The organism is Acidimicrobiia bacterium, assembly GCA_009694375.1.
GTDB lineage: Bacteria > Actinomycetota > Acidimicrobiia > Acidimicrobiales > VFJN01 > VFJN01.
This window is the reverse complement of record SHVB01000001.1, coordinates 65,417-83,393: the sequence shown is the minus strand read 5'-3', so window position 1 is coordinate 83,393 and position 17,977 is coordinate 65,417. Positions and strand designations below refer to the sequence as shown.

At 65.2% G+C, this 17,977-nt stretch carries 19 protein-coding genes; 14 read left to right on the top strand and 5 right to left on the bottom strand.

The annotated features are described in order from the left end of the window. Window position 1: 1 nt before the first annotated feature. From EXQ71_00450 to EXQ71_00430, 5 genes are all read left to right on the top strand, one after another. Complete coding sequence (locus EXQ71_00450) at window positions 2-1,186, top strand: glycosyltransferase (GenBank protein MSO85972.1); 1,185 nt, start codon at window positions 2-4, stop codon at window positions 1,184-1,186. A 25-nt stretch (window positions 1,187-1,211) separates the two neighbouring features. Next, on the top strand, window positions 1,212-2,561 hold the full coding sequence (manB, locus tag EXQ71_00445; GenBank protein MSO85971.1) for a phosphomannomutase/phosphoglucomutase: 1,350 nt from the start codon (window positions 1,212-1,214) through the stop codon (window positions 2,559-2,561). Between the two features lie 35 nt (window positions 2,562-2,596). Next, a complete protein-coding gene (locus tag EXQ71_00440) occupies window positions 2,597-2,833 on the top strand; it encodes a Trm112 family protein (protein ID MSO85970.1) in 237 nt (78 codons plus the stop codon). Between the two features lie 6 nt (window positions 2,834-2,839). Further along, a complete protein-coding gene (locus tag EXQ71_00435) occupies window positions 2,840-3,871 on the top strand; it encodes an SIS domain-containing protein (GenBank protein MSO85969.1) in 1,032 nt (343 codons plus the stop codon). A gap of 114 nt (window positions 3,872-3,985) precedes the next feature. After that, on the top strand, window positions 3,986-5,431 hold the full coding sequence (locus tag EXQ71_00430) for an adenosylhomocysteinase (GenBank protein MSO85968.1): 1,446 nt from the start codon (window positions 3,986-3,988) through the stop codon (window positions 5,429-5,431). Between the two features lie 127 nt (window positions 5,432-5,558). Here the strand turns inward: EXQ71_00430 and EXQ71_00425 are convergent, their stop codons facing one another. Then, window positions 5,559-6,302 carry a hypothetical protein gene (locus EXQ71_00425; GenBank protein ID MSO85967.1) on the bottom strand — a complete coding sequence of 248 codons (744 nt, stop codon included), beginning with the start codon at window positions 6,300-6,302 and terminating at the stop codon, window positions 5,559-5,561. Window positions 6,303-6,424: 122 nt separating this feature from the next. On the opposite strand from EXQ71_00425, the gene EXQ71_00420 reads away from it, so the two are divergent. From EXQ71_00420 to EXQ71_00395, 6 genes are all read left to right on the top strand, one after another. Continuing rightward, window positions 6,425-6,928 (top strand): ComF family protein, encoded by a 504-nt coding sequence (locus EXQ71_00420; protein MSO85966.1) that lies wholly within the window; start codon window positions 6,425-6,427, stop codon window positions 6,926-6,928. A 51-nt stretch (window positions 6,929-6,979) separates the two neighbouring features. Then, window positions 6,980-7,333: a ribosome-associated translation inhibitor RaiA gene (raiA, locus tag EXQ71_00415; protein ID MSO85965.1), complete on the top strand. Its 354-nt coding sequence runs from the start codon at window positions 6,980-6,982 to the stop codon at window positions 7,331-7,333. Between the two features lie 89 nt (window positions 7,334-7,422). After that, entirely contained in the window at window positions 7,423-10,179 is a 2,757-nt protein-coding gene (secA, locus tag EXQ71_00410) for a preprotein translocase subunit SecA (GenBank protein ID MSO85964.1), read from the top strand. 9 nt (window positions 10,180-10,188) lie between these two features. Further along, complete coding sequence (locus EXQ71_00405; protein ID MSO85963.1) at window positions 10,189-11,292, top strand: peptide chain release factor 2; 1,104 nt, start codon at window positions 10,189-10,191, stop codon at window positions 11,290-11,292. 52 nt (window positions 11,293-11,344) lie between these two features. Beyond that, on the top strand, window positions 11,345-12,022 hold the full coding sequence (gene ftsE, locus EXQ71_00400; protein ID MSO85962.1) for a cell division ATP-binding protein FtsE: 678 nt from the start codon (window positions 11,345-11,347) through the stop codon (window positions 12,020-12,022). Window positions 12,023-12,036: 14 nt separating this feature from the next. Further along, complete coding sequence (locus EXQ71_00395; GenBank protein ID MSO85961.1) at window positions 12,037-12,933, top strand: ABC transporter permease; 897 nt, start codon at window positions 12,037-12,039, stop codon at window positions 12,931-12,933. A 12-nt stretch (window positions 12,934-12,945) separates the two neighbouring features. Here the strand turns inward: EXQ71_00395 and EXQ71_00390 are convergent, their stop codons facing one another. Continuing rightward, window positions 12,946-13,146 (bottom strand): hypothetical protein, encoded by a 201-nt coding sequence (locus EXQ71_00390; GenBank protein ID MSO85960.1) that lies wholly within the window; start codon window positions 13,144-13,146, stop codon window positions 12,946-12,948. Window positions 13,147-13,285: 139 nt separating this feature from the next. On the opposite strand from EXQ71_00390, the gene EXQ71_00385 reads away from it, so the two are divergent. Next, window positions 13,286-14,161, top strand: coding sequence for an enoyl-CoA hydratase (locus EXQ71_00385; protein ID MSO85959.1), 876 nt, complete (start codon window positions 13,286-13,288; stop codon window positions 14,159-14,161). A gap of 6 nt (window positions 14,162-14,167) precedes the next feature. Here EXQ71_00385 and EXQ71_00380 read toward each other — a convergent pair whose 3' ends face one another. After that, window positions 14,168-15,073 (bottom strand): hypothetical protein, encoded by a 906-nt coding sequence (locus tag EXQ71_00380; GenBank protein MSO85958.1) that lies wholly within the window; start codon window positions 15,071-15,073, stop codon window positions 14,168-14,170. A gap of 345 nt (window positions 15,074-15,418) precedes the next feature. Here EXQ71_00380 and EXQ71_00375 point away from each other — a divergent pair, with 345 nt between their 5' ends. After that, window positions 15,419-16,129, top strand: coding sequence for an NAD(+) diphosphatase (locus tag EXQ71_00375; GenBank protein MSO85957.1), 711 nt, complete (start codon window positions 15,419-15,421; stop codon window positions 16,127-16,129). A 21-nt stretch (window positions 16,130-16,150) separates the two neighbouring features. Here EXQ71_00375 and EXQ71_00370 read toward each other — a convergent pair whose 3' ends face one another. Together EXQ71_00370 and EXQ71_00365 are read right to left on the bottom strand one after the other, a co-directional pair. Beyond that, entirely contained in the window at window positions 16,151-16,837 is a 687-nt protein-coding gene (locus EXQ71_00370; GenBank protein MSO85956.1) for an NUDIX hydrolase, read from the bottom strand. After that, window positions 16,834-17,196, bottom strand: a complete 363-nt coding sequence (locus EXQ71_00365) for a hypothetical protein (GenBank protein ID MSO85955.1) — start codon at window positions 17,194-17,196, stop codon at window positions 16,834-16,836. Before EXQ71_00365 ends, EXQ71_00370 begins: the two co-directional genes overlap by 4 nt. Here EXQ71_00365 and EXQ71_00360 point away from each other — a divergent pair. Further along, entirely contained in the window at window positions 17,195-17,911 is a 717-nt protein-coding gene (locus EXQ71_00360; GenBank protein MSO85954.1) for an IS6 family transposase, read from the top strand. The two genes, EXQ71_00365 and EXQ71_00360, sit on opposite strands and share 2 nt — an antisense overlap. The last annotated feature ends 66 nt before the right edge of the window (window positions 17,912-17,977 follow it).

The window sequence follows — 17,977 nt, the reverse complement described above, 5'->3', positions numbered from 1 at the left end:
CATGACGCAGCGTCCGCGACGCATCCTGCTCTTGGCCGTAGTGCCCACGCTGGTGGACATCGGCTTGCTGGTGTTTTTCCGTCAAGGACTTGGCTGGATTCTGGTGGTGGCCAACGCGACCGCCATTGCGGTGGCCTCGGTGCTCTCCTACCTCTTGCATTCATCGGTCACGTTTCGGTCTGACCCTTACGTGCGTTGGGTGCGGTTCCCGGCGGCGTTCGTGGTGGTGGCGTTGCTGGCGGGCACCCTGGATGTGCTGGTCCTGCGGGTGCTCTTCGCCGCCCATGGCTTCGAGACCACCGGCGGTCTGGTGGCGGCCAAGTTGGTGTCGCTGTCCATGGCGGGCTTGCTGCGGCTATTCCTGTATCGGGCGGTGCTCCTCGGCGCGGTGCGGCGGGCGCTCCAACAGCAGGTGCCCCGGCCCCCGGCCCCGGGGCAGATGCGGGCGACGGTCATCATCCCCGCCCTGGGGGAAGCGACTCGCATCGGGGGCACCATCGGTGCCATCCGTGCCGCGCTGGCCCCGATCGGGGCTGACGGCGGCCTGGAAATCATCGTGGTCGACGATGGGTCTCAGGATGGTACCGCCGATGCCGCCTTGGTCGGCGGGGCCGATCAGGTGTTGGTGCTTCCGGAAAATCGCGGCAAAGGGGCCGCCATTCGTGCTGGCGTGGCGGTAGCGCGGGGCCGAGCAATCGCGTTCACCGATGCCGATCTGGCGTACTCGCCTGACCAACTTGGCAACGTGCTGCGGGAGGTGGAGGCCGGATGGGACGTGGCGGTGGGGAGCCGCCGACACCCCGACACGGTGGTCGAAGACGGTGCCGGTTGGTTGCGGGGGGTGGGCAGTCGGGCGGTGAACCTACTGGCGATGGGAGTGCTGCTGAGTCATCCCCACGATACGCAGTGTGGCCTCAAGGGCTTTCGGTCCGATGTAGCCAAAACCATCGTCTCAGTGGCCCGAGTCGACCGCTTCGCGTTCGACATCGAGCTACTGCACCTGGTGGAACGGTTCGGCTTCTCGCTGATCGAAGTGCCGGTGCATCTCGGGAGCCCGGAGCACTCCACCGTGCAGCTCGTCCGGGACACGGCCCGCCTCATTCGCGACATCTGGCGCATTCGCCGGTGGTCGGCTGCGGGTGTCTATGAGCTTCCATCGGGGGTTCTGGAGTCCTCCGTGGCCTAACGGTCCCCGGTAGGGTGCAGCCTTCATGCCTGATCTCGATGTCATCTTCAAGGCCTACGACATTCGGGGTATCACCCCCGATCAACTCGACCCGACCCTGGCTCACGCCGTTGGCGGGGCCTTTGCCTGTTTTGTGAGCAGCCGGCCCGGCGGGGCCCGTACGGTCATCATGGGCCGCGACATGCGCGACTCGGGGGTGGCCTTGGCGGCTGCCTTTGCCCTGGGAGTGCAGGAGCAGGGTCTCGATATCGTGGATGTGGGCCTGGCCTCTACCGACCTCGTGTATTTCGCGGCGGGCTCGCTTGATGCGCCCGCGGTGATGTTCACGGCATCGCATAACCCGGCCCAGTACAACGGCATGAAAATGTGTTTGGCCGGCGCGGCCCCGATTGGCGAAGACACGGGCTTGGGGGACATCAAGGCGATGGTGGAGGCGGGGGTGCCGCCAGCCGCCGGCCCGCGAGGCGGGTACCGGTCGCTCGACCTGCTTGGCGCCTTCGCCGATCACGTGCGGTCCTTCGTGGATACGGCGGCGTTACGACCGCTCAAAATCGTGGCCGACACCGCCAACGGCATGGGGGGCCTTGTGGTTCCCGCAGTGTTCGAGGGCCTCCCAATGGATCTGGAGATCATCTACGGCGAACTCGACGGCCGCTTTCCCAACCATCCCGCCGATCCCATCCAGCCCGAAAACCTCCGCGACCTGCAGGCCCGGGTACTCGAGGTGGGCGCCGATGTGGGCCTGGCCTTCGATGGTGACGCCGACCGGGTGTTCCTCGTGGACGATCAGGGCCAGGCTCTCTCTGGTTCGCTCACCACCGCCATCGTGGCGGCCGGTGTGCTCGAGAAGAATCCCGGTGCCACGATCCTGCACAACTGCATCTGCTCCAAGGCGGTGGCCGAGGTGGTGCGCGAGCGCGGCGGCATCCCGGTGCGCACCCGGGTGGGGCACAGCTTCATCAAGTCGGTGATGGCCGAGACGGGGGCGGCCTTCGGGGGCGAGCACTCGGCGCACTATTACTTCCGAGACAACTACCGGGCCGATTCGGGGTCCATCGCGGCGCTGGTTGTGCTGGAGCAACTCGCTCAGGCGGGCGTCCCCCTCTCGGAGTTGCGCCAACCATTCGACCGCTACGCCGCTTCCGGCGAGATCAATACGGTGGTCGCCGATGCCCATGCCGTGATCGCCCGCGTCGCCGCCCACTATCCCGTCGATCACCAAGATCACCTCGACGGCCTCACCGTGGATCAGGGCTCGTGGTGGTTCAACCTCCGCCCGTCGAACACCGAGCCACTCCTCCGACTCAACCTTGAGGCGCCCGATCAGGCATCCTGTGCGGTGCGTGTGGCCGAAGTACTGGCCCTGTTCGACTGACCGACCCCGCCTAGCCCCATCCAAGGAGATCCATCATGGCCCTCGACCCCCAACTACTCGAGATCCTCGCCTGCCCCGACGACAAGGGCCCGTTGCTCTATTTCACCGACGAGGACTCCCTCTACAACCCTCGGCTTCAGCGGAGGTACGCCATCAAAGACGACATCCCCATCATGTTGGTGGACGAAGCGGAGACGGTGGTCGAGGCCGAGCACGATCGGCTCCTCGCCAAAGCGGAGGCCCAAAACATCCGGCCCACCTTCGAGGTGTAGGCCCTGATGACCGGCGATCTTCTCGATTCCGTCGGCATGTTCGACTTGGCGGCGGCGCTACCAGATCAGGTGGCCGAGGCCGCCGAGTTGGCGGTGGAGGTCACTGGTCTCCCGGGCTGCCAAACAATTCAGAACGTGGTGGTGCTTGGCATGGGGGGCAGTGGTATCGCTGGGGATGTGCTCAGAGCCATCGCGGGCCCGTTCCTGTCCGTGCCCGTCACGGTGGTCAAGGGCCATGAGATCCCGGCGTTCGTGGGGCCGGGCACGTTGTGCTTCGCCATTTCCTACTCGGGGGCCACCGAGGAAACCCTCACTGCGGCTCGTGCCGCCGCCGAGGCTGGTGCCCGCATGGTGGTGCTATCCCACGGCGGTCCTCTGGCCGCCCTCGCCGCCGAATGGGGTGCGCCCGCCATTGCCTTGCCCGACATCCCCATGCCCCGCGCCGGGATTGGGGCGGTGAGCATCCCGCCGCTGGTTGTCTTGGAACGGATGGGGTTGTTCCCGGGGGCCACGCAGCAGGTTGCCGATGCCGTCACCCAACTTGTTCGCCGCCGCGACGAGCTGATTACCGATGGGGGCCCGGCGCAGCAGCTCGCCCGTGAGATCGGCCGCACCATCCCGGTGGCCTACGGCGGCGATGCGCTGGGGGCCGTGGCGGCCTATCGCTTCAAGTGCCAGGTGAACGAGAACGCCAAGGCCCCGGCGTTTGCCGCCGGTCTTCCAGAGATGTGCCACAACGAGATTTGCGGGTGGGGTCAGCACGGTGATGTCACCCGTCAGATCATGACGGTCGTGCGGTTCCGCCACGATTTCGAGCACCCGCAGGTGGCCCGTCGCTTCGACCTCACCTTCGACATCATCGATGAGGTCGTGCACGCCGTCGTAGACATCAACGCACGGGGGGAGGGGGCACTGGCCCAGTTGTTCGATCTCATCATCCAAGCCGACTTTGTCAGCCTGCATATGGCCGCCACCGCCGGGGTAGATCCGGGCCCCATCCCGGTGCTGGTGGACCTGAAAGCGGCACTTGCCCCCTGATCGCTACTATTGTGTTCGGTCGGGCTGATCAGGGTGCTGCTTGTTGGCAGCCAGCCCCTCATCGCATAACCACAACTACGCGGCGCGCTCTTGGCGCCCCCGCAGGAGGAACCAATGTCCCACCCTGATCAGGATTTTAAGGTTGCCGATCTCTCTCTGGCCCCCTGGGGTCGCAAGGAGATGGATCTCGCCGAGGTTGAGATGCCTGGCCTCATGGCCCTGCGAGCGGAGTTCACCGATAGCAAGCCTCTCCGGGGCGCTCGCATCACCGGGTCGCTCCACATGACGATCCAAACGGCCGTGCTCATCGAGACGCTTACCGCCCTCGGTGCACAGGTTCGCTGGGTCAGTTGCAACATCTTCTCCACCCAGGACCACGCCGCCGCGGCGGTGGCCGTGGGTCCCGAGGGCACGGCGGATAATCCTCAGGGGGTGCCGGTGTTCGCGTGGAAGGGCGAGACACTCGAGGAGTACTGGTGGTGCACGGAGCAGGTGTTGGCCTGGCCTGATGGCGGTGGTCCCAACATGATCCTCGACGACGGCGGCGATGCCACTCTGCTGGTGCACAAGGGGGTGGAGTTCGAAAAGGCCGGGGTAGTTCCCGATGCCACTGAAGATGATCCCGAGGAGTGGGGCGTCATCGTGGACACCCTGAAGCGATCCCTCGCCGAGGACCCGAATCGGTGGACCACCATCGCCAGTCAGATCAAGGGTGTCACCGAGGAGACGACCACGGGGGTGCATCGGCTCTACCAGATGTTCGAAGCCGATCAGTTGCTCTTCCCGGCCATCAACGTGAACGACTCGGTTACCAAGTCGAAGTTCGACAACCTCTACGGCTGTCGCCACAGCCTCATCGACGGCATCAATCGTGCCGTGGATGTGATGCTCGGCGGCAAGGTGGCGGTGGTCTGTGGCTACGGCGAGGTCGGCAAGGGAAGCGCCCAGTCGCTGCGGGGGCAGGGCGCACGGGTGGTCGTGACCGAGATCGACCCGATCTGCGCGCTGCAGGCCGTGATGGAGGGCTTTGAGGTCAACACCCTCGAGGCGGTGCTGGGCACCGCCGACATCTTCATCACCACCACCGGCAATAAGGGCATCATCACTGCCGAGCACATGGCCAACATGAAGCACAACGCCATCGTCGGGAACATCGGGCACTTCGACAACGAGATCGACATCGCTGGATTGGCTCGTCAGAGTGATGTCCGCAAGGTCGAGATCAAGCCGCAGGTGCACGAGTTTGTGTTCCCCGACGGGCACTCGATCATCATGCTCTCGGAGGGTCGCCTGCTGAACTTGGGGAACGCCACGGGACATCCCAGTTTCGTGATGTCGATGAGTTTCACCAACCAGGTACTGGCGCAGATCGAGTTGTTCACCAAGACGGAGGCCTATCCCCTCGGCGTGTATGTGCTCCCGAAGCTTCTCGATGAGCGGGTGGCTCGGCTGCACCTTGATGCCCTCGGGGTGAAGCTCAGCACGCTGACTCCGGAGCAGGCTGACTACCTCGGCATTCCCGAGTCGGGCCCGTACAAGCACGACAACTACCGCTACTAGCGGGTTCGATTTCCGCTCCATCCCCGGGTGGCGCGTCGGGAACCTGCGGTCGGCCAGTTACCTCTGGCCCACGCGACCCAACGCGTCGTCCGGGCGAGCGGGTGGGGGTATCGAGGTGGCGGGCCGGTTAGAAGCCGACCCGCACCGCCTGCGCGGCCACGGTGCCCCCGGATTCACCACCGGTGCTGATGAGTAAGAGATAGCCGTACCGGACTCCGCTGGGCATGGTGAAGGTGATTTGGCCCTGGAAGGAGCCGAGCACCCCGTCGCCGCGCCCGGTGACCACCGTCGTGCCGATGGGTTCGCTTTCGCCATCGGCGTAGAGCGATACCTCCACCGTGCCCTCGGGGGCGTAGGCCATCCCAACCAGAATCTGGGGCGTGGCGATGGTGGCGCCAACGGTGGGGGTGGTGAGTTGGATGGAGTCGGTTCGGGCGGCCACCACGAACCAGGTGTCGTCGGTGAGACGGCGAACTTGCACCTGGGTGGGGGCACCTTCGGCCAAGGAGCGCACGGCCACGTCACCGTCGTTGGGGTTCTCGGGTTCAGGGACGAAGGAGTCCACTACCGGTGAGGAGAAGCCGAGATGAAAGATGGCGAAGGCGGCGACGAGAGCTACGGGGTCGTCGAAGCGCTGGGAGGATCCCGGGTCCGGGAAGATCGGCACGGATGGGTCCACGGTCGGGTCGAAGGTCGGCTCGGTGCTGGTGGTGGTGGCCAGGGTTGTGCTGGTGGTGGGGCCGGCGGTGGCGCCGTCGTCGACATCGTCGTCGGTGAGGATGAGCACTCCCACCACACCGACGGCGAGCACGGCGAGCAAGCCAACGGCGATGAGGGGGCGGCGACGGTTGGGTTCAGACGGGGTGGCCATGGCTTCTCCTTGCAGCGGGGCGGGTGGCCCGGGTTCATCTTCCCTCCCGATCTGCGCAAAGGGACGGATGCGTCCGCTTCAGGCCCCCCGGGGTTGTCGCACCCGCTGCCTAGGGTGCCCCCATGCAGCCGCCGCCGTCGCTGGTTGTCCCCCTCGGCCTGGATTCCTGCCGGGCGCTCATGGCCTATGACGATGAGGCCCGGGTTCTCATCACCGCGCTCAAGAATCGCGGTCATCGTGGTTTGATCACCGAGATGGCCAACCGGCTCGCGCTCCTGGTGCCCCCGGGAGGTTCCTTCACCGTCACCTGGGCCCCTACTGGGGCCGCTCGTCGGCGGCAACGCGGATTCGACCAGGCAGAACTGCTGGCTCGAGCGGTGGCCCGCCGCCGCTCGCTGCGGTGCCAACCGCTCCTCCGTCGGCTCCCGGGGCCCCCCCAAGCGGGTCAATCTCGGAGCGATCGGCGACGGAATCCGGGCTTTCGGGCGACGGGCTCGATGCCGTCGTGTGTGTTGCTGATCGACGATGTGGCCACCACCGGCGCCACGTTGGTGGCGGCGGCTCGGGTGCTGCGAGCTGCGGGCTGCGGCGAGGTGCACGGCCTGGTGGTGGCGCGAGCGCGATGAGCCTGCGCGCGCTACGGTCGGCGGTTCCGCGAGATACCGGGAGGCCTGCCCTTGGAAATCACCGTGAGCGCCCATCACATGGACATTTCACCGGCCCTTCGGGAAGTGGCGACCGACAAGATCGGTCGCCTCGGCCGTTTTCTGGGGGGCATGGACCGCGCCGAGGTGCATTTCTCCGAGGAGCGAAACCCCCGCATCCCCGACAAGGAGGTGTGCGAGGTGGACATGCACGGGGGTGGCCATCACGTCCGCTGTCGGGTGGCCGCCACTGATGCATTCGCGGCGGTGGATCTCGCCGTGGAGAAACTCGAGAATCAACTGCACAAGATCAAGACCAAGCAAGTGCAGCGCACCCACAACTCCCGCCCGGTTCCCACCGCCGGGGCCGCCGAGGCCGACCACTAGCGTCCCGGCCTCTGTCTGGCGGTCTCGGCGGCGGCGGCACCCGGCTCGACATCCGCTCGCGCCGCCACGCGTCGTAGAGTCGGGTCCTCATGACTATCTTCGACAAGATCCTCCGTTCGGGAGAGGGTAAGAAGCTCAAGGCTCTCCAGGCCCTTGTGCCCGATATTGGGGCCTATGAGGCCGAGATGGAGGCACTCGACGACGCCGCCTTGCGGGCGAAGACCCCCGAGTTTCGTGGTCGCCTGGCGGCGGGCGAAGACCTCGATGACATCCTGCTCGAGGCTTTCGCGGTGGTACGCGAGGCGGGCCGTCGCGTGCTGGGGCAGCGCCATTACGACGTGCAGTTGATCGGGGGAGCGGCCTTGCACTTCGGGTGGATCGCCGAAATGAAGACGGGAGAGGGCAAGACCTTGGTGTCCACCCTCCCGGCGTACCTCAATGGGTTGGGAGGCCAGGGCACCCACCTCATCACGGTGAATGAGTATCTCGCCCGCCGCGACTCTGAATGGATGGGCCGTCTGCACCGATGGCTCGGCCTCGAAGTGGGTCTCATCATCCCCGGCGAGAGCGATCCCGAGTACAAACGAGCGCAGTACGCCGCCGACATCACCTACGGCACCAACAATGAGTTTGGCTTCGACTACCTCCGGGACAACATGGCGCTGTCGCGTGCTCGCCAAACGCAGCGGGGCTTTCGCTACGCCATCGTGGATGAAGTTGATTCCATCCTCATCGACGAAGCCCGCACGCCTCTGATTATCTCGGGGCGCGTGGCCGACGCCGCCCAGTTGTATTACAAGTTCGCCACCATTGTCCGCAGTCTCCGACCCGAGGAGGACTACGAGGTAGACGAGCAGAAGCGCACGGTGTCGCCCACCGAACCGGGTATCGAGAAGGTGGAGGAGTTGCTGGGCATCGGCAACCTCTACGACGGCGTGGCGCAAAACCTGGTGCACCAACTCCAAGCCGCCTTGCGGGCCAAGGAACTGTTCAAACGCGACAAGGACTACATCATCCAGGCTGGCGAGGTGAAGATCGTCGACGAGTTCACTGGCCGCATCCTCGAAGGCCGGCGCTGGTCTGAAGGGCTCCACCAAGCCGTGGAGGCCAAGGAGGGTGTGAAGATCAAAGAGGAGAACCAAACCCTCGCCACCATCACCCTCCAGAACTACTTCCGCATGTACGAGAAACTCTCGGGCATGACCGGAACCGCCGCCACCGAAGCGGCCGAGTTCGCCGTCACCTACGACCTACAGGTGGTGCCCATCCCCACCAACCGGGCGGCCGCCCGGGCCGATGAGGGTGACCTGATCTACAAGAGCGAAGACGGCAAGTTTGGCGCCGTGGTCGACGATATCGCCGAGCGTTACGAGGCGGGCCAACCCGTCCTGGTGGGCACGATTTCGGTGGAGAAGTCCGAGAAGCTCTCGCGGATGTTGGAAAAGCGCGGTATTTCCCATGAGGTGCTCAACGCCAAACAGCACACGCGAGAAGCCGAGATCGTGGCCCAGGCCGGGCGCCTCCAGGCCGTCACGGTGGCCACCAATATGGCTGGTCGTGGCGTGGACATTGTGCTGGGCGGGAACCCGGAGATTATGGCTACCCGTGAGCTTCGCCTCGAAGAGATTGATCCCCTGAGCAAGGAAGGCCACATCCGGCTCAAGGAGTTGGAAGTTAAACACATGGATGAGACCAAGGCTGAGGGTGATCGGGTGCGGGCTCTTGGTGGCCTCTACGTGCTGGGCACCGAGCGCCACGAATCTCGTCGCATCGACAACCAGCTCCGGGGCCGGGCCGGCCGCCAGGGGGATCCCGGCGAGAGTCGCTTCTACATCTCACTCGAAGACGACCTCATGCGCTTGTTCGCCACCGGTGCCATCAACTGGGTGATGGGCAAGGCCCTACCCGACGACGTGCCCTTGGAAGCGAAGATGGTATCGAAGGCCATCGAGCGGGCTCAGACCACCGTGGAACAAAAGAACGGCGAGATCCGGAAAAACGTTCTCAAGTACGACGAGGTGATGAACCAGCAGCGCAAGGTGATCTATGCGCTACGCGATCAGGTCCTCGATGAGGCCGATCTTCGAGACAAGATCACCACCGAGCATCTCCCCGAGGCCATCGAAGCGTTGGTGGGCACCTACTGCGTGTCGGACTATCACGAGGAGTGGGATCTGGCGGGTCTCCACGCGGAGTTGCTTACCTACTGGCCCTCGTTGTTGTTGGTGGAGGAACTGGCGGCCATCGAACGCGTGGAAGACCTGCGAACGTTGCTCTCCCACGATGCCCTCGGTTTCTACGAAGCCCGGGAGGCGGAACTCGGCGCCGAGATCATGCGGCAGGTGGAGCGCCAGGTGATGCTCAAGATCATCGATACGAAGTGGCGCGAACACCTCTTCGAGATGGACTACCTCCAGGAGGGCATCAACCTGCGGGCGATGGGCCAACGCGATCCACTCACCGAGTGGCAGCGTGAGGGCTACGACATGTTCGGCATGATGATGAAGGGCGTGGCCCAGGACCTCGTGCGCTACGTGATGCACGTGCAGGTCACCGTGGATCAGGCGCAGGCCGCTCCGGCTATCGGCACCGACTTTTCCCCGACGAGCAGCGACACCGAGGAGTCGGCCTTGTCGGTCGGCGGCGAGGAACCACGGGTGCAGAACCTGCAGTACTCCGCTCCCGAGGAGGGTGGCGCGGGAGGTGCCATGGCCGAAACCGCCCCGGGCGATCAGCCTGCCGCCCTGCGCCCGGTGGTGAAATCTGATTGGGATAAGACTCCCCGCAACGCGCCGTGTCCGTGTGGCAGTGGTCGGAAGTTCAAGATGTGCCACGGCAGGGCGTGAACGGAAGCGATGCGGGATTTCTCCGACGCGCTAGTTGAGATGCGCAAGAGGGTGGGGGATGCGGCCGTCTACCTGAAGGTCGATCAGTTGCGGGCGCGACGACCATTACTGGAGACGGAGGCTTCGCGTCCAGATCTCTGGGACGACGCTGACGAAGCCAAACGGGTGACCGGCGAACTGAGTGTCGTGTTGGGCGACATCGAGCTCTACGAGCGGATGCTGGCATCGCTAGAAGACGCCGAGACGCTCCATGTTTTGGCTCGCGAGGTGGACGACGCCAGCCAAGAGGGCGAGATCGAGGAAATCGTGGCGGGCCTCGATACCGAACTGCGAGCGCTGGAGTTGCGTTCGATGTTCTCGGGCGATCACGACGAGCGCGATGCGCTCTGTACGGTTCAGGCCGGGGAGGGCGGTGCCGATGCCCAGGATTGGGCGGAGATGCTCTACCGCATGTACGTGCGCTGGGCGGAGCGGCGGGGGTTCGAGGTGGAGGAGGAGGGGTCTACCCCCGGTTCCGAGGCGGGCGTCTCGTCGGTGGAGTTCTTGGTGAAGGGCCGGTATGCCTACGGGTACCTGCAGGCTGAGCGGGGGGTGCATCGACTGGTGCGGATGAGCCCCTTCAACGCCCAGGGAAAGCGCCAGACGGCCTTTGCCGCCCTCGATGTGGTTCCTGTGCTCCACGACGACGAGGTCCACGTAACGCTCGACGAGTCCGACATCAAGATGGATGTGTTCCGGGCCTCGGGCGCCGGGGGGCAGCACATCAACAAGACCTCCTCGGCGGTGCGCCTAACCCATGGGCCGAGTGGAATCATCGTGTCGTGCCAGATCGAGCGCTCGCAGTTGCAAAACCGAGCGAAGGCGATGACCATGCTCAAGGTCCGGTTGGCTGATCGGGAGCGACAGGCCCGGGAAGACGAACTCAACGGTATTCGCGGTGAGCAGCGGCGCGTGGGCTTTGGCAGCCAGATCCGTAGCTACGTGCTCCAGCCCTACCAGATGGTGAAGGATCTGCGCACCGACCACGAGGCTGGCAACGTTGGTGGTGTGCTTGACGGAGATCTGGACCCGTTCATGGAGGCCTATCTGCAGTGGCGCCGGGCCAACGCGTGACCGGGGGTGGCGCGAGCGCCCGGTGGTGCGCTGTTATTCTTGCCTTCGCCCCATGATCAAGCTCGAAAACGTCTCGAAAATCTATAAAGGCGACGTTGCGGCCCTTCAGGACGCCTCGGTGGAGGTGGAGAAGGGCGAGTTCGTCTTCCTGGTGGGGGCATCGGGATCGGGTAAGTCCACGTTTCTGCGTCTGGTCAACAAGGAGGAGTCGCCTGAACAGGGGCGGATCTACGTGGCGGGCAAAGACATTGCGGCGTTGTCGGCCTGGAAGATTCCTTACCTACGCCGCAATATCGGATCGGTCTTTCAGGACTTCAAACTCCTCACCAACAAGACGGTCTATGAGAACGTGGCCTTCGCCCTGGAGGTCATCGGGCGGCCTCGCCATGTGGTGAAAACACAGGTCCCCGCCATTTTGGAACTCGTGGGCCTCGGCAAGAAGATGGGGAACTTCCCCAACGAGTTGTCCGGAGGGGAGCAGCAACGAGTATCGATTGCTCGTGCCTTCGTGAACCGTCCTCTCATCCTGTTGGCCGATGAACCCACCGGGAACCTCGATCCGGCCACGTCGGTCGGCATCATGCGGCTGCTCGACCGCATCAATCGCACGGGTACCACCGTGTTGATGGCCACCCACGACCGCTCCATCGTGGACACGATGCGCCGCCGGGTGATCGAACTTGATCGCGGTTCGATTATTCGCGACCAGAGCCGCGGTGTCTACGAATGACCGCCTCCTGAACCATGGCCATCAAAGTCGACTACGTCGTTCGTGAAACGGCGGCCAACCTCACCCGCAACATCACCCTCACCTTGGCCTCGGTCCTTACGGTGGTGGTTTCTCTCACGTTGTTTGGGTCGGCCTTCATGCTCAACCAGGGCGTCAATAACGCCAACGATCGCTTCAAGGGCGGCATCGAGTTCATCGTGTACCTGCAGCCGGATGCCTCCCAAGAGGTCATCGACTCTATCGGTAAGTCTCTGCGAGAAAACCCGGATGTGGAGCGGGCCGACTTTGTGAACAAGGACGAGACGCTGGTGGAATTCCGGCGCCTGTTCAAAGACTCCCGGCAACTCCTCGAGTCCATTACGGCCGAGATCCTCCCTCCATCGTTCCGGGTTGCTCCTAAGACTCAGGACCCTGATGTGGTGCAGGCCATCGGCGATGTCTATCGGCAAAAAGCCGGTGTGTACGACGTGATCTTTGCCTTCGAGGTTGTGAAGCGCATCCAGGAGACGTTCAACAAGATCGGGGTGCGCTTCTTGGTGGCGTCGGCCCTGCTGCTACTGGCCGCGCTGTTACTCATTCTGAACACGATTCGGGTGGCGATGTTTGCTCGCCGCCGCGAGATCGAGGTGATGAAGCTCGTGGGGGCCACGAACTGGTTCATCCGGGTGCCCTTCATCGTGGAGGGAATCATTCAGACGCTGATCGGTGCTGGGGTTGCTGTGCTGGCGATGACCTTCGTCATCCGTCCGTTCATCGACGAGCTTTCGCAAGACAGGGTGCTGCCCATTTTTCAGGGTTTCGTCGTGACCGACGCCAACCTGCTTTTCACGAACCTCTTAGTGGTGGCGGTGGCGGTGCTCATCGGCGCCATCGGCTCGGCCGTGGCCGTGAGCCGCTTCCTTGACGTCTAGGCAGCGCCGCCGCTAGTTGGAGGCGATGATGTTGTTGCTGCTGTTGGCGTAACTCGCATCGACCGCGATGCCGAGTTGGGTGACCCCCACGATGCACACGACGGCAATGAAACTAAGCACAAGGACATACTCCACCAGTGAGGCACCGCGGTCCTGGCGAGGACGGTCGGCCACGCTGGCGAGCCAGAGTCTGAACATGATGAGAGACGACATGGGCATGGATTCACCTCGTTGGTTGTCTTGTCCTTTAGGTATCGGGCCCTGCCGCGGCGGACCTTGAGCCGAATCGGTAGGCCGAATGGCCCATTTCGCTGGTTGGGACACGGTTCTGGGGGTGTGAAAGGGTGTGAAGATGCCTGAAACTGTCATCTCGTCGACCCTCGAAGACCGGATCCTCACGATCACTCTGGATCGTCCGGATCGGTTGAATGCGTTCACCGTGGACATGCAACGAGAGCTGTGCGCGGCCTTCGACCGGGCCGATGAAGACCCGGAAGTTCGGGTGGTGGTGGTAACGGGCCGGGGGCGGGGCTTTTGCGCGGGGGCCGATCTCGGTGGGGGTGGTGAGACCTTCGACGTCAACTCCGGTAGTCCTGCCACCGGTAGCGGAGATCCGGTGCGGGCCCACCGTGATGAAGGTGGATTGCTCACCCTCCGGATCTACCAGTGCACTAAAGCGGTGATTGGTGCCATCAACGGCCCGGCGGTGGGGGTGGGGGCCACCATGACGCTGCCGATGGATATTCGCCTCGCCAGTGACAACGCCCGTTTCGGGTTCGTGTTCGCTCGTCGGGGGATTGTGCCGGAAGCCTGCTCGTCGTGGTTCTTGCCGCGAGTGGTGGGCATCAATACGGCTCTGGAGTGGACAATGACAGGCCGGGTCTTCGGGGCCTCCGAAGCCTTGGAGCGGGGGCTGGTGCGTTCGCTGCATGCCCCCGATGATCTGCTCCCGGCGGCCTACGCGCTCGCCACCGAGATCGCCGTCAACACATCGGCGGTATCGGTGGCGATGACGCGCCAGATGCTGTGGCGGATGCTCGGCGAAAGCCATCCCATGGCCGCCCACCGGATCGACTCACCGGCGATTGCCAACCTCGGTCGTTCTCGCGACGCCGTCGAGGGTGTGGTGGCGTTTCTGGAGAAGCGCCCGGCATCCTTCGTCGACGAGGTCCCCCGCGACATCCCTGCCCCGTGGCCCTTTTGGGAGGAGCCGGAGTTCGAGGGCTAGGGCCGCTCAGGACCGGGGGGCGATGGCCAGTGGGGAGGCCGGGTAGCCGTTGGCCTCCATCACCTGATGGTCCAAGGGGGTGAGGATGGCTTCGAGGTCGGAGAAGTCGTCGCCGAGGGCCAACAGAGCGGGAGCCATCTGGGCATCGGTGGCGTGTTCGATCTGTTCCCGAAAGGTCCGCCCTGCGGTGGTGAGGGCGCCGTCGCGGAGGTAGCCCTGGGTCTCGAGGCGGGCTTGGGCGGCGTCGAGTTGTGTCGTGCTCCAAGCCCGGGTGCGTATGTAGCTCCGGGCCGGGAGGCCCCAGTACCCTTCGGTCAGGAGCCCGATTTCGACGGCATCGAGCCCGGCCGATACCCATGCTGCGGTGTGGCTGTCGCCGCGGTACTCGCGCAGGCGATCGCCGAGCCGAAAGAGGTCGCCGAGCGGGGTGCCCGGGAGCGGTTGGGCGAGCGTGCCGGCGAAGAGGGCCCGCCCACAGGGATCGAGCGGGGCAGTGGCCTTGGTGAGGAGGGCCACGGCCCGCTCGATCCCGGCGGGGGCGGGGCCGAGAATACGTTCGAGTTGCTCGACGGCCCCGGCCAGGCGTTCATGGGCGATGGTGTCGGCGTTCGTGCGGGTCCACCCGAGGGTTACCGAGGACACCACAATCTCCGGGTTGAACACGCCGAAGGCGGCCGCCACGACTTCGCCGGGGGCTTGGCCAAGGGCGGATCCGCGGCTGGTGAAATAGGCGGGACCATCGGGCAGAGCCACGCCGTTGTCCATGGTCCCCGGACTGGGGTCGAACCCCAAGTGGGCGTAACGGGCGTGGCATTCCGGAGAAAAGAACACTTGGCCCACCACGGGCTCGATGATCCGCGCGAGCCGGCGGGCCTTGGTGTGCGAGGGGTCGTCGGGGGTGGGGGGCGCCATGGGTATCGCTCTCGCTCGTGGTGGTGATGCCACAATCTAACGTGATGTCTGCCCCTCGCCCTGCGTCGAGAGACCGGCGGTAGCCGGGGCGGTTCTGTTCGAGATCCTTCGCGCCACCGGGATTGCCTACCTGGCGTTCGGAGAAGTGCCCCCGGCGACGGTTTGGCCGGCGGCGGTGCTGATCGTCGCTGGGGTGGTGGTGGTGGTGCGTAGCCGCGATGATGCGAGCCTCGTCGTCGAATCTGGAGGGATCCTTACGTGACCGATGCCCGCTTTGTGCCTGCGCTGGTGCTTCCTGAGGATGTTTCCGGTGCCATCACGGTGGTGGTGCGGGGCGGCGAGGTGATGGTGGTGGACGAGCATCCCGACGATGTGGCGCCGGAGGCGTTGCGTCAGGTGGTTGGCATCCTGGATGGGGCGGCGTGCTGGGTGATCGACCTGGATGGCAACGCGGCGCCCGGTGTGGATCTGGACGCCATGGTGCCCCTGATGGGTCTCTACGGGCGGGTGGATGATCTGCGCTGGACGTTGGCGGGACGGGCGGTGCAGTTGGTGGAGTGGGACCGCACCACGCGGTTCTGCGGGCGCTGCGGCTCCGGTACGGACCCGACCCCGGGGGAGCGGTCGAGGCGTTGTGGGGCGTGCGGGCTGCTGGCCTTTCCGCGCCTGGCTCCGGCGGTGATTGTCCTCATCGAACGCGACGGGGAGGCGTTACTGGCGCGCGGGCGAGCCTTTCCGGTGCCGATGTACAGCTGCGTGGCGGGCTTCGTGGAGCCGGGGGAGACCTTGGAGGAAACTGTTCGCCGGGAGGTGCGTGAGGAGGTGGGGGTGGCGCTGGGCGACGTGCGCTATGTGCAGAGTCAGCCGTGGCCGTTCCCGCACTCGTTGATGCTTGGCTTCGAGGCGGAGTGGGCTTCGGGCGACATCGTGGTCGACGGCGTGGAGATCGTGGACGCCCACTGGTACCGGCCCGATGCGCTGCCCATGATTCCGCCGGGTATGAGCATCGCTCGTTCCTTGATCGACCGATGGCTGGCCCGAGAAGCGGCGAAGTAGGAGGCGGCGGCGGGTCGGGGATCAGCTGCGCTCGAGCCGCCAGCGGTCCTGCAGCATCCAGAGCCGATGGCGGGGACCATCGAGGCCGGGGTTGGCGGAGGCGTAACCGGCGTCGCCGTCCCAGAGGGCGACGGCTCCGCCGGGAACTTCGGCCCAGCGGGTTTCGTAGTGCGGCACCGGGGAGCGTTGGGCGGCGTGGGCGAGGGCGCTGGTCACATCGGGGTGGGGGCTGAGGTCGGTGAGAGTCATCCAGGTGGGGGGGGCGAGGTCCACTTCGCCTCGGTCCCGTCGGGCCAACACCTCGGCCGGGGCGAGCCAGGCATGGTCGCGAATCTCGCCGCCGTCCACCGCCACGTTCCCCTCGCCGGCGCGAGCCAAAAAGAACCAGGTGGCGTAGCGACGCGGGGTGATCGCCGGGGGAGTCCAGTGAGAGAGGGGCACCAGGTCGTGCGGATCCACGGCGAGGGCACATTCCTCGAGGCTTTCGCGGGCCGCAGCGCGTCGGGCGGCCGCGGCGTCGGAGCGGTCCTCGGCGCGACGGTCGCTGTCGTCTACCCGTCCGCCGGGGAATACCCACATGCCTCCGAAGGCCACCTGAGAGGTGCGGTGCAGCATGAGCACCTCGAGGGCATCAGCGCCGTCGCGTACGAGAACCACGGTGGCGGCGGGGATGGCGGGGGTGGGGGCGGTGGGGGGGGTGTCGCTCATTCGGGCATGTTGCCATCGGGTGTCCACGCCGTGCGAAGGTCCTGGAGCCAGCCGGGGAGGTCGATGGCGGGATCGGGCAACTCGGTCACGCCGTGTTCGGCCCGCAGCGCGTCGACCTGTTCGGGTTGATCGCCCCAGGAGCGGGGGTCACCCAGCATCACCTCAAACATGGTGACGCCGTTCGGTCCGGCGCGAAATGGGCCGAAGGCGGCGCCGTGGGGGAGTTCGATGTGGGTGCCGGCGGGGCAGAGGCGGTCGCCGCACCAGATCGAACCCTCCAGTACGAAGACCGGGTCTGTTGCATCTGGCCGTGGCGTGATGTCAGAGGGGAACCAGTCGATGGGTGAGGCTGGTCGCATGAAGCGTCGCCAGCCTGTTCGCCCCATCCAGCAGAGGCCTTCAGCTTTCGCTGGCTTCCAGTTCCCACCGGAGGTGATCCTCCTCGCCGTCCGCTGGTACCTCCGGTACGGGTTGTCGTACCGAGACCTTGAAGAGCTGCTGGCGGAACGTGGGATCGAGGTCGATCACGTCACGCTCTATCGGTGGGTGCAACGATTCACGCCGCTGCTAGTGGAGGCGGCTCGGCCGTGTCGCCACGCCGTTGGCGACCGATGGTTCGTGGATGAGACCTACCTGAAGGTCGCTGGCACCTGGCGATACGTGTACCGCGCGATCGACCAATACGGGCAGGTCATCGACGTGTACGTGTCCAAGAAGCGTGACACAAAGGCCGCGTCTCGGTTCTTCTCGACGGCTATCACGGCGCATGGTGCGCCGGAGGAGGTGACCACTGATCGGTCTCGGGCGTTGGCCCGAGCCATCGTCGAGCAACTGCCAGCCACGCACCATGACACCACCCAGTACGCCAACAACCGGGTCGAATCAGATCACGCTCGCCTCAAGGCCTGGCTCCGACCAATGCGTGGCCTCAAACGCGACCGCACGGCTTCGGTGGTGATGTCGGGGCATGCGTTCATGCAGAACCTCCGGCGAGGCCACTACGAACTCGGCATCGAAGCGCGTCCGGGCCTCACCGTTGCCGCCGCGTTCGACGAGCTCGCAGGAGCGGTCTGAGCCGAGAACCAGTGCCCACCCGGAGTCAGCCGCGCCCGACGAGCCACAGATGCAACAGACCCGTCG

Coding starts and splice junctions, on each gene's coding strand:
- EXQ71_00450 (MSO85972.1), top strand. CDS start 2: ATGACGCAGCGTCCGCGACGCATCCTGCTCTTGGCCGTAGTGCCCACG.
- manB (MSO85971.1), top strand. CDS start 1,212: ATGCCTGATCTCGATGTCATCTTCAAGGCCTACGACATTCGGGGTATC.
- EXQ71_00440 (MSO85970.1), top strand. CDS start 2,597: ATGGCCCTCGACCCCCAACTACTCGAGATCCTCGCCTGCCCCGACGAC.
- EXQ71_00435 (MSO85969.1), top strand. CDS start 2,840: ATGACCGGCGATCTTCTCGATTCCGTCGGCATGTTCGACTTGGCGGCG.
- EXQ71_00430 (MSO85968.1), top strand. CDS start 3,986: ATGTCCCACCCTGATCAGGATTTTAAGGTTGCCGATCTCTCTCTGGCC.
- EXQ71_00425 (MSO85967.1), bottom strand. CDS start 6,302: ATGGCCACCCCGTCTGAACCCAACCGTCGCCGCCCCCTCATCGCCGTT.
- EXQ71_00420 (MSO85966.1), top strand. CDS start 6,425: ATGCAGCCGCCGCCGTCGCTGGTTGTCCCCCTCGGCCTGGATTCCTGC.
- secA (MSO85964.1), top strand. CDS start 7,423: ATGACTATCTTCGACAAGATCCTCCGTTCGGGAGAGGGTAAGAAGCTC.
- EXQ71_00405 (MSO85963.1), top strand. CDS start 10,189: ATGCGGGATTTCTCCGACGCGCTAGTTGAGATGCGCAAGAGGGTGGGG.
- ftsE (MSO85962.1), top strand. CDS start 11,345: ATGATCAAGCTCGAAAACGTCTCGAAAATCTATAAAGGCGACGTTGCG.
- EXQ71_00395 (MSO85961.1), top strand. CDS start 12,037: ATGGCCATCAAAGTCGACTACGTCGTTCGTGAAACGGCGGCCAACCTC.
- EXQ71_00390 (MSO85960.1), bottom strand. CDS start 13,146: ATGTCGTCTCTCATCATGTTCAGACTCTGGCTCGCCAGCGTGGCCGAC.
- EXQ71_00385 (MSO85959.1), top strand. CDS start 13,286: ATGCCTGAAACTGTCATCTCGTCGACCCTCGAAGACCGGATCCTCACG.
- EXQ71_00380 (MSO85958.1), bottom strand. CDS start 15,073: ATGGCGCCCCCCACCCCCGACGACCCCTCGCACACCAAGGCCCGCCGG.
- EXQ71_00375 (MSO85957.1), top strand. CDS start 15,419: ATGGTGGTGGACGAGCATCCCGACGATGTGGCGCCGGAGGCGTTGCGT.
- EXQ71_00370 (MSO85956.1), bottom strand. CDS start 16,837: ATGAGCGACACCCCCCCCACCGCCCCCACCCCCGCCATCCCCGCCGCC.
- EXQ71_00360 (MSO85954.1), top strand. CDS start 17,195: ATGAAGCGTCGCCAGCCTGTTCGCCCCATCCAGCAGAGGCCTTCAGCT.
- EXQ71_00365 (MSO85955.1), bottom strand. CDS start 17,196: ATGCGACCAGCCTCACCCATCGACTGGTTCCCCTCTGACATCACGCCA.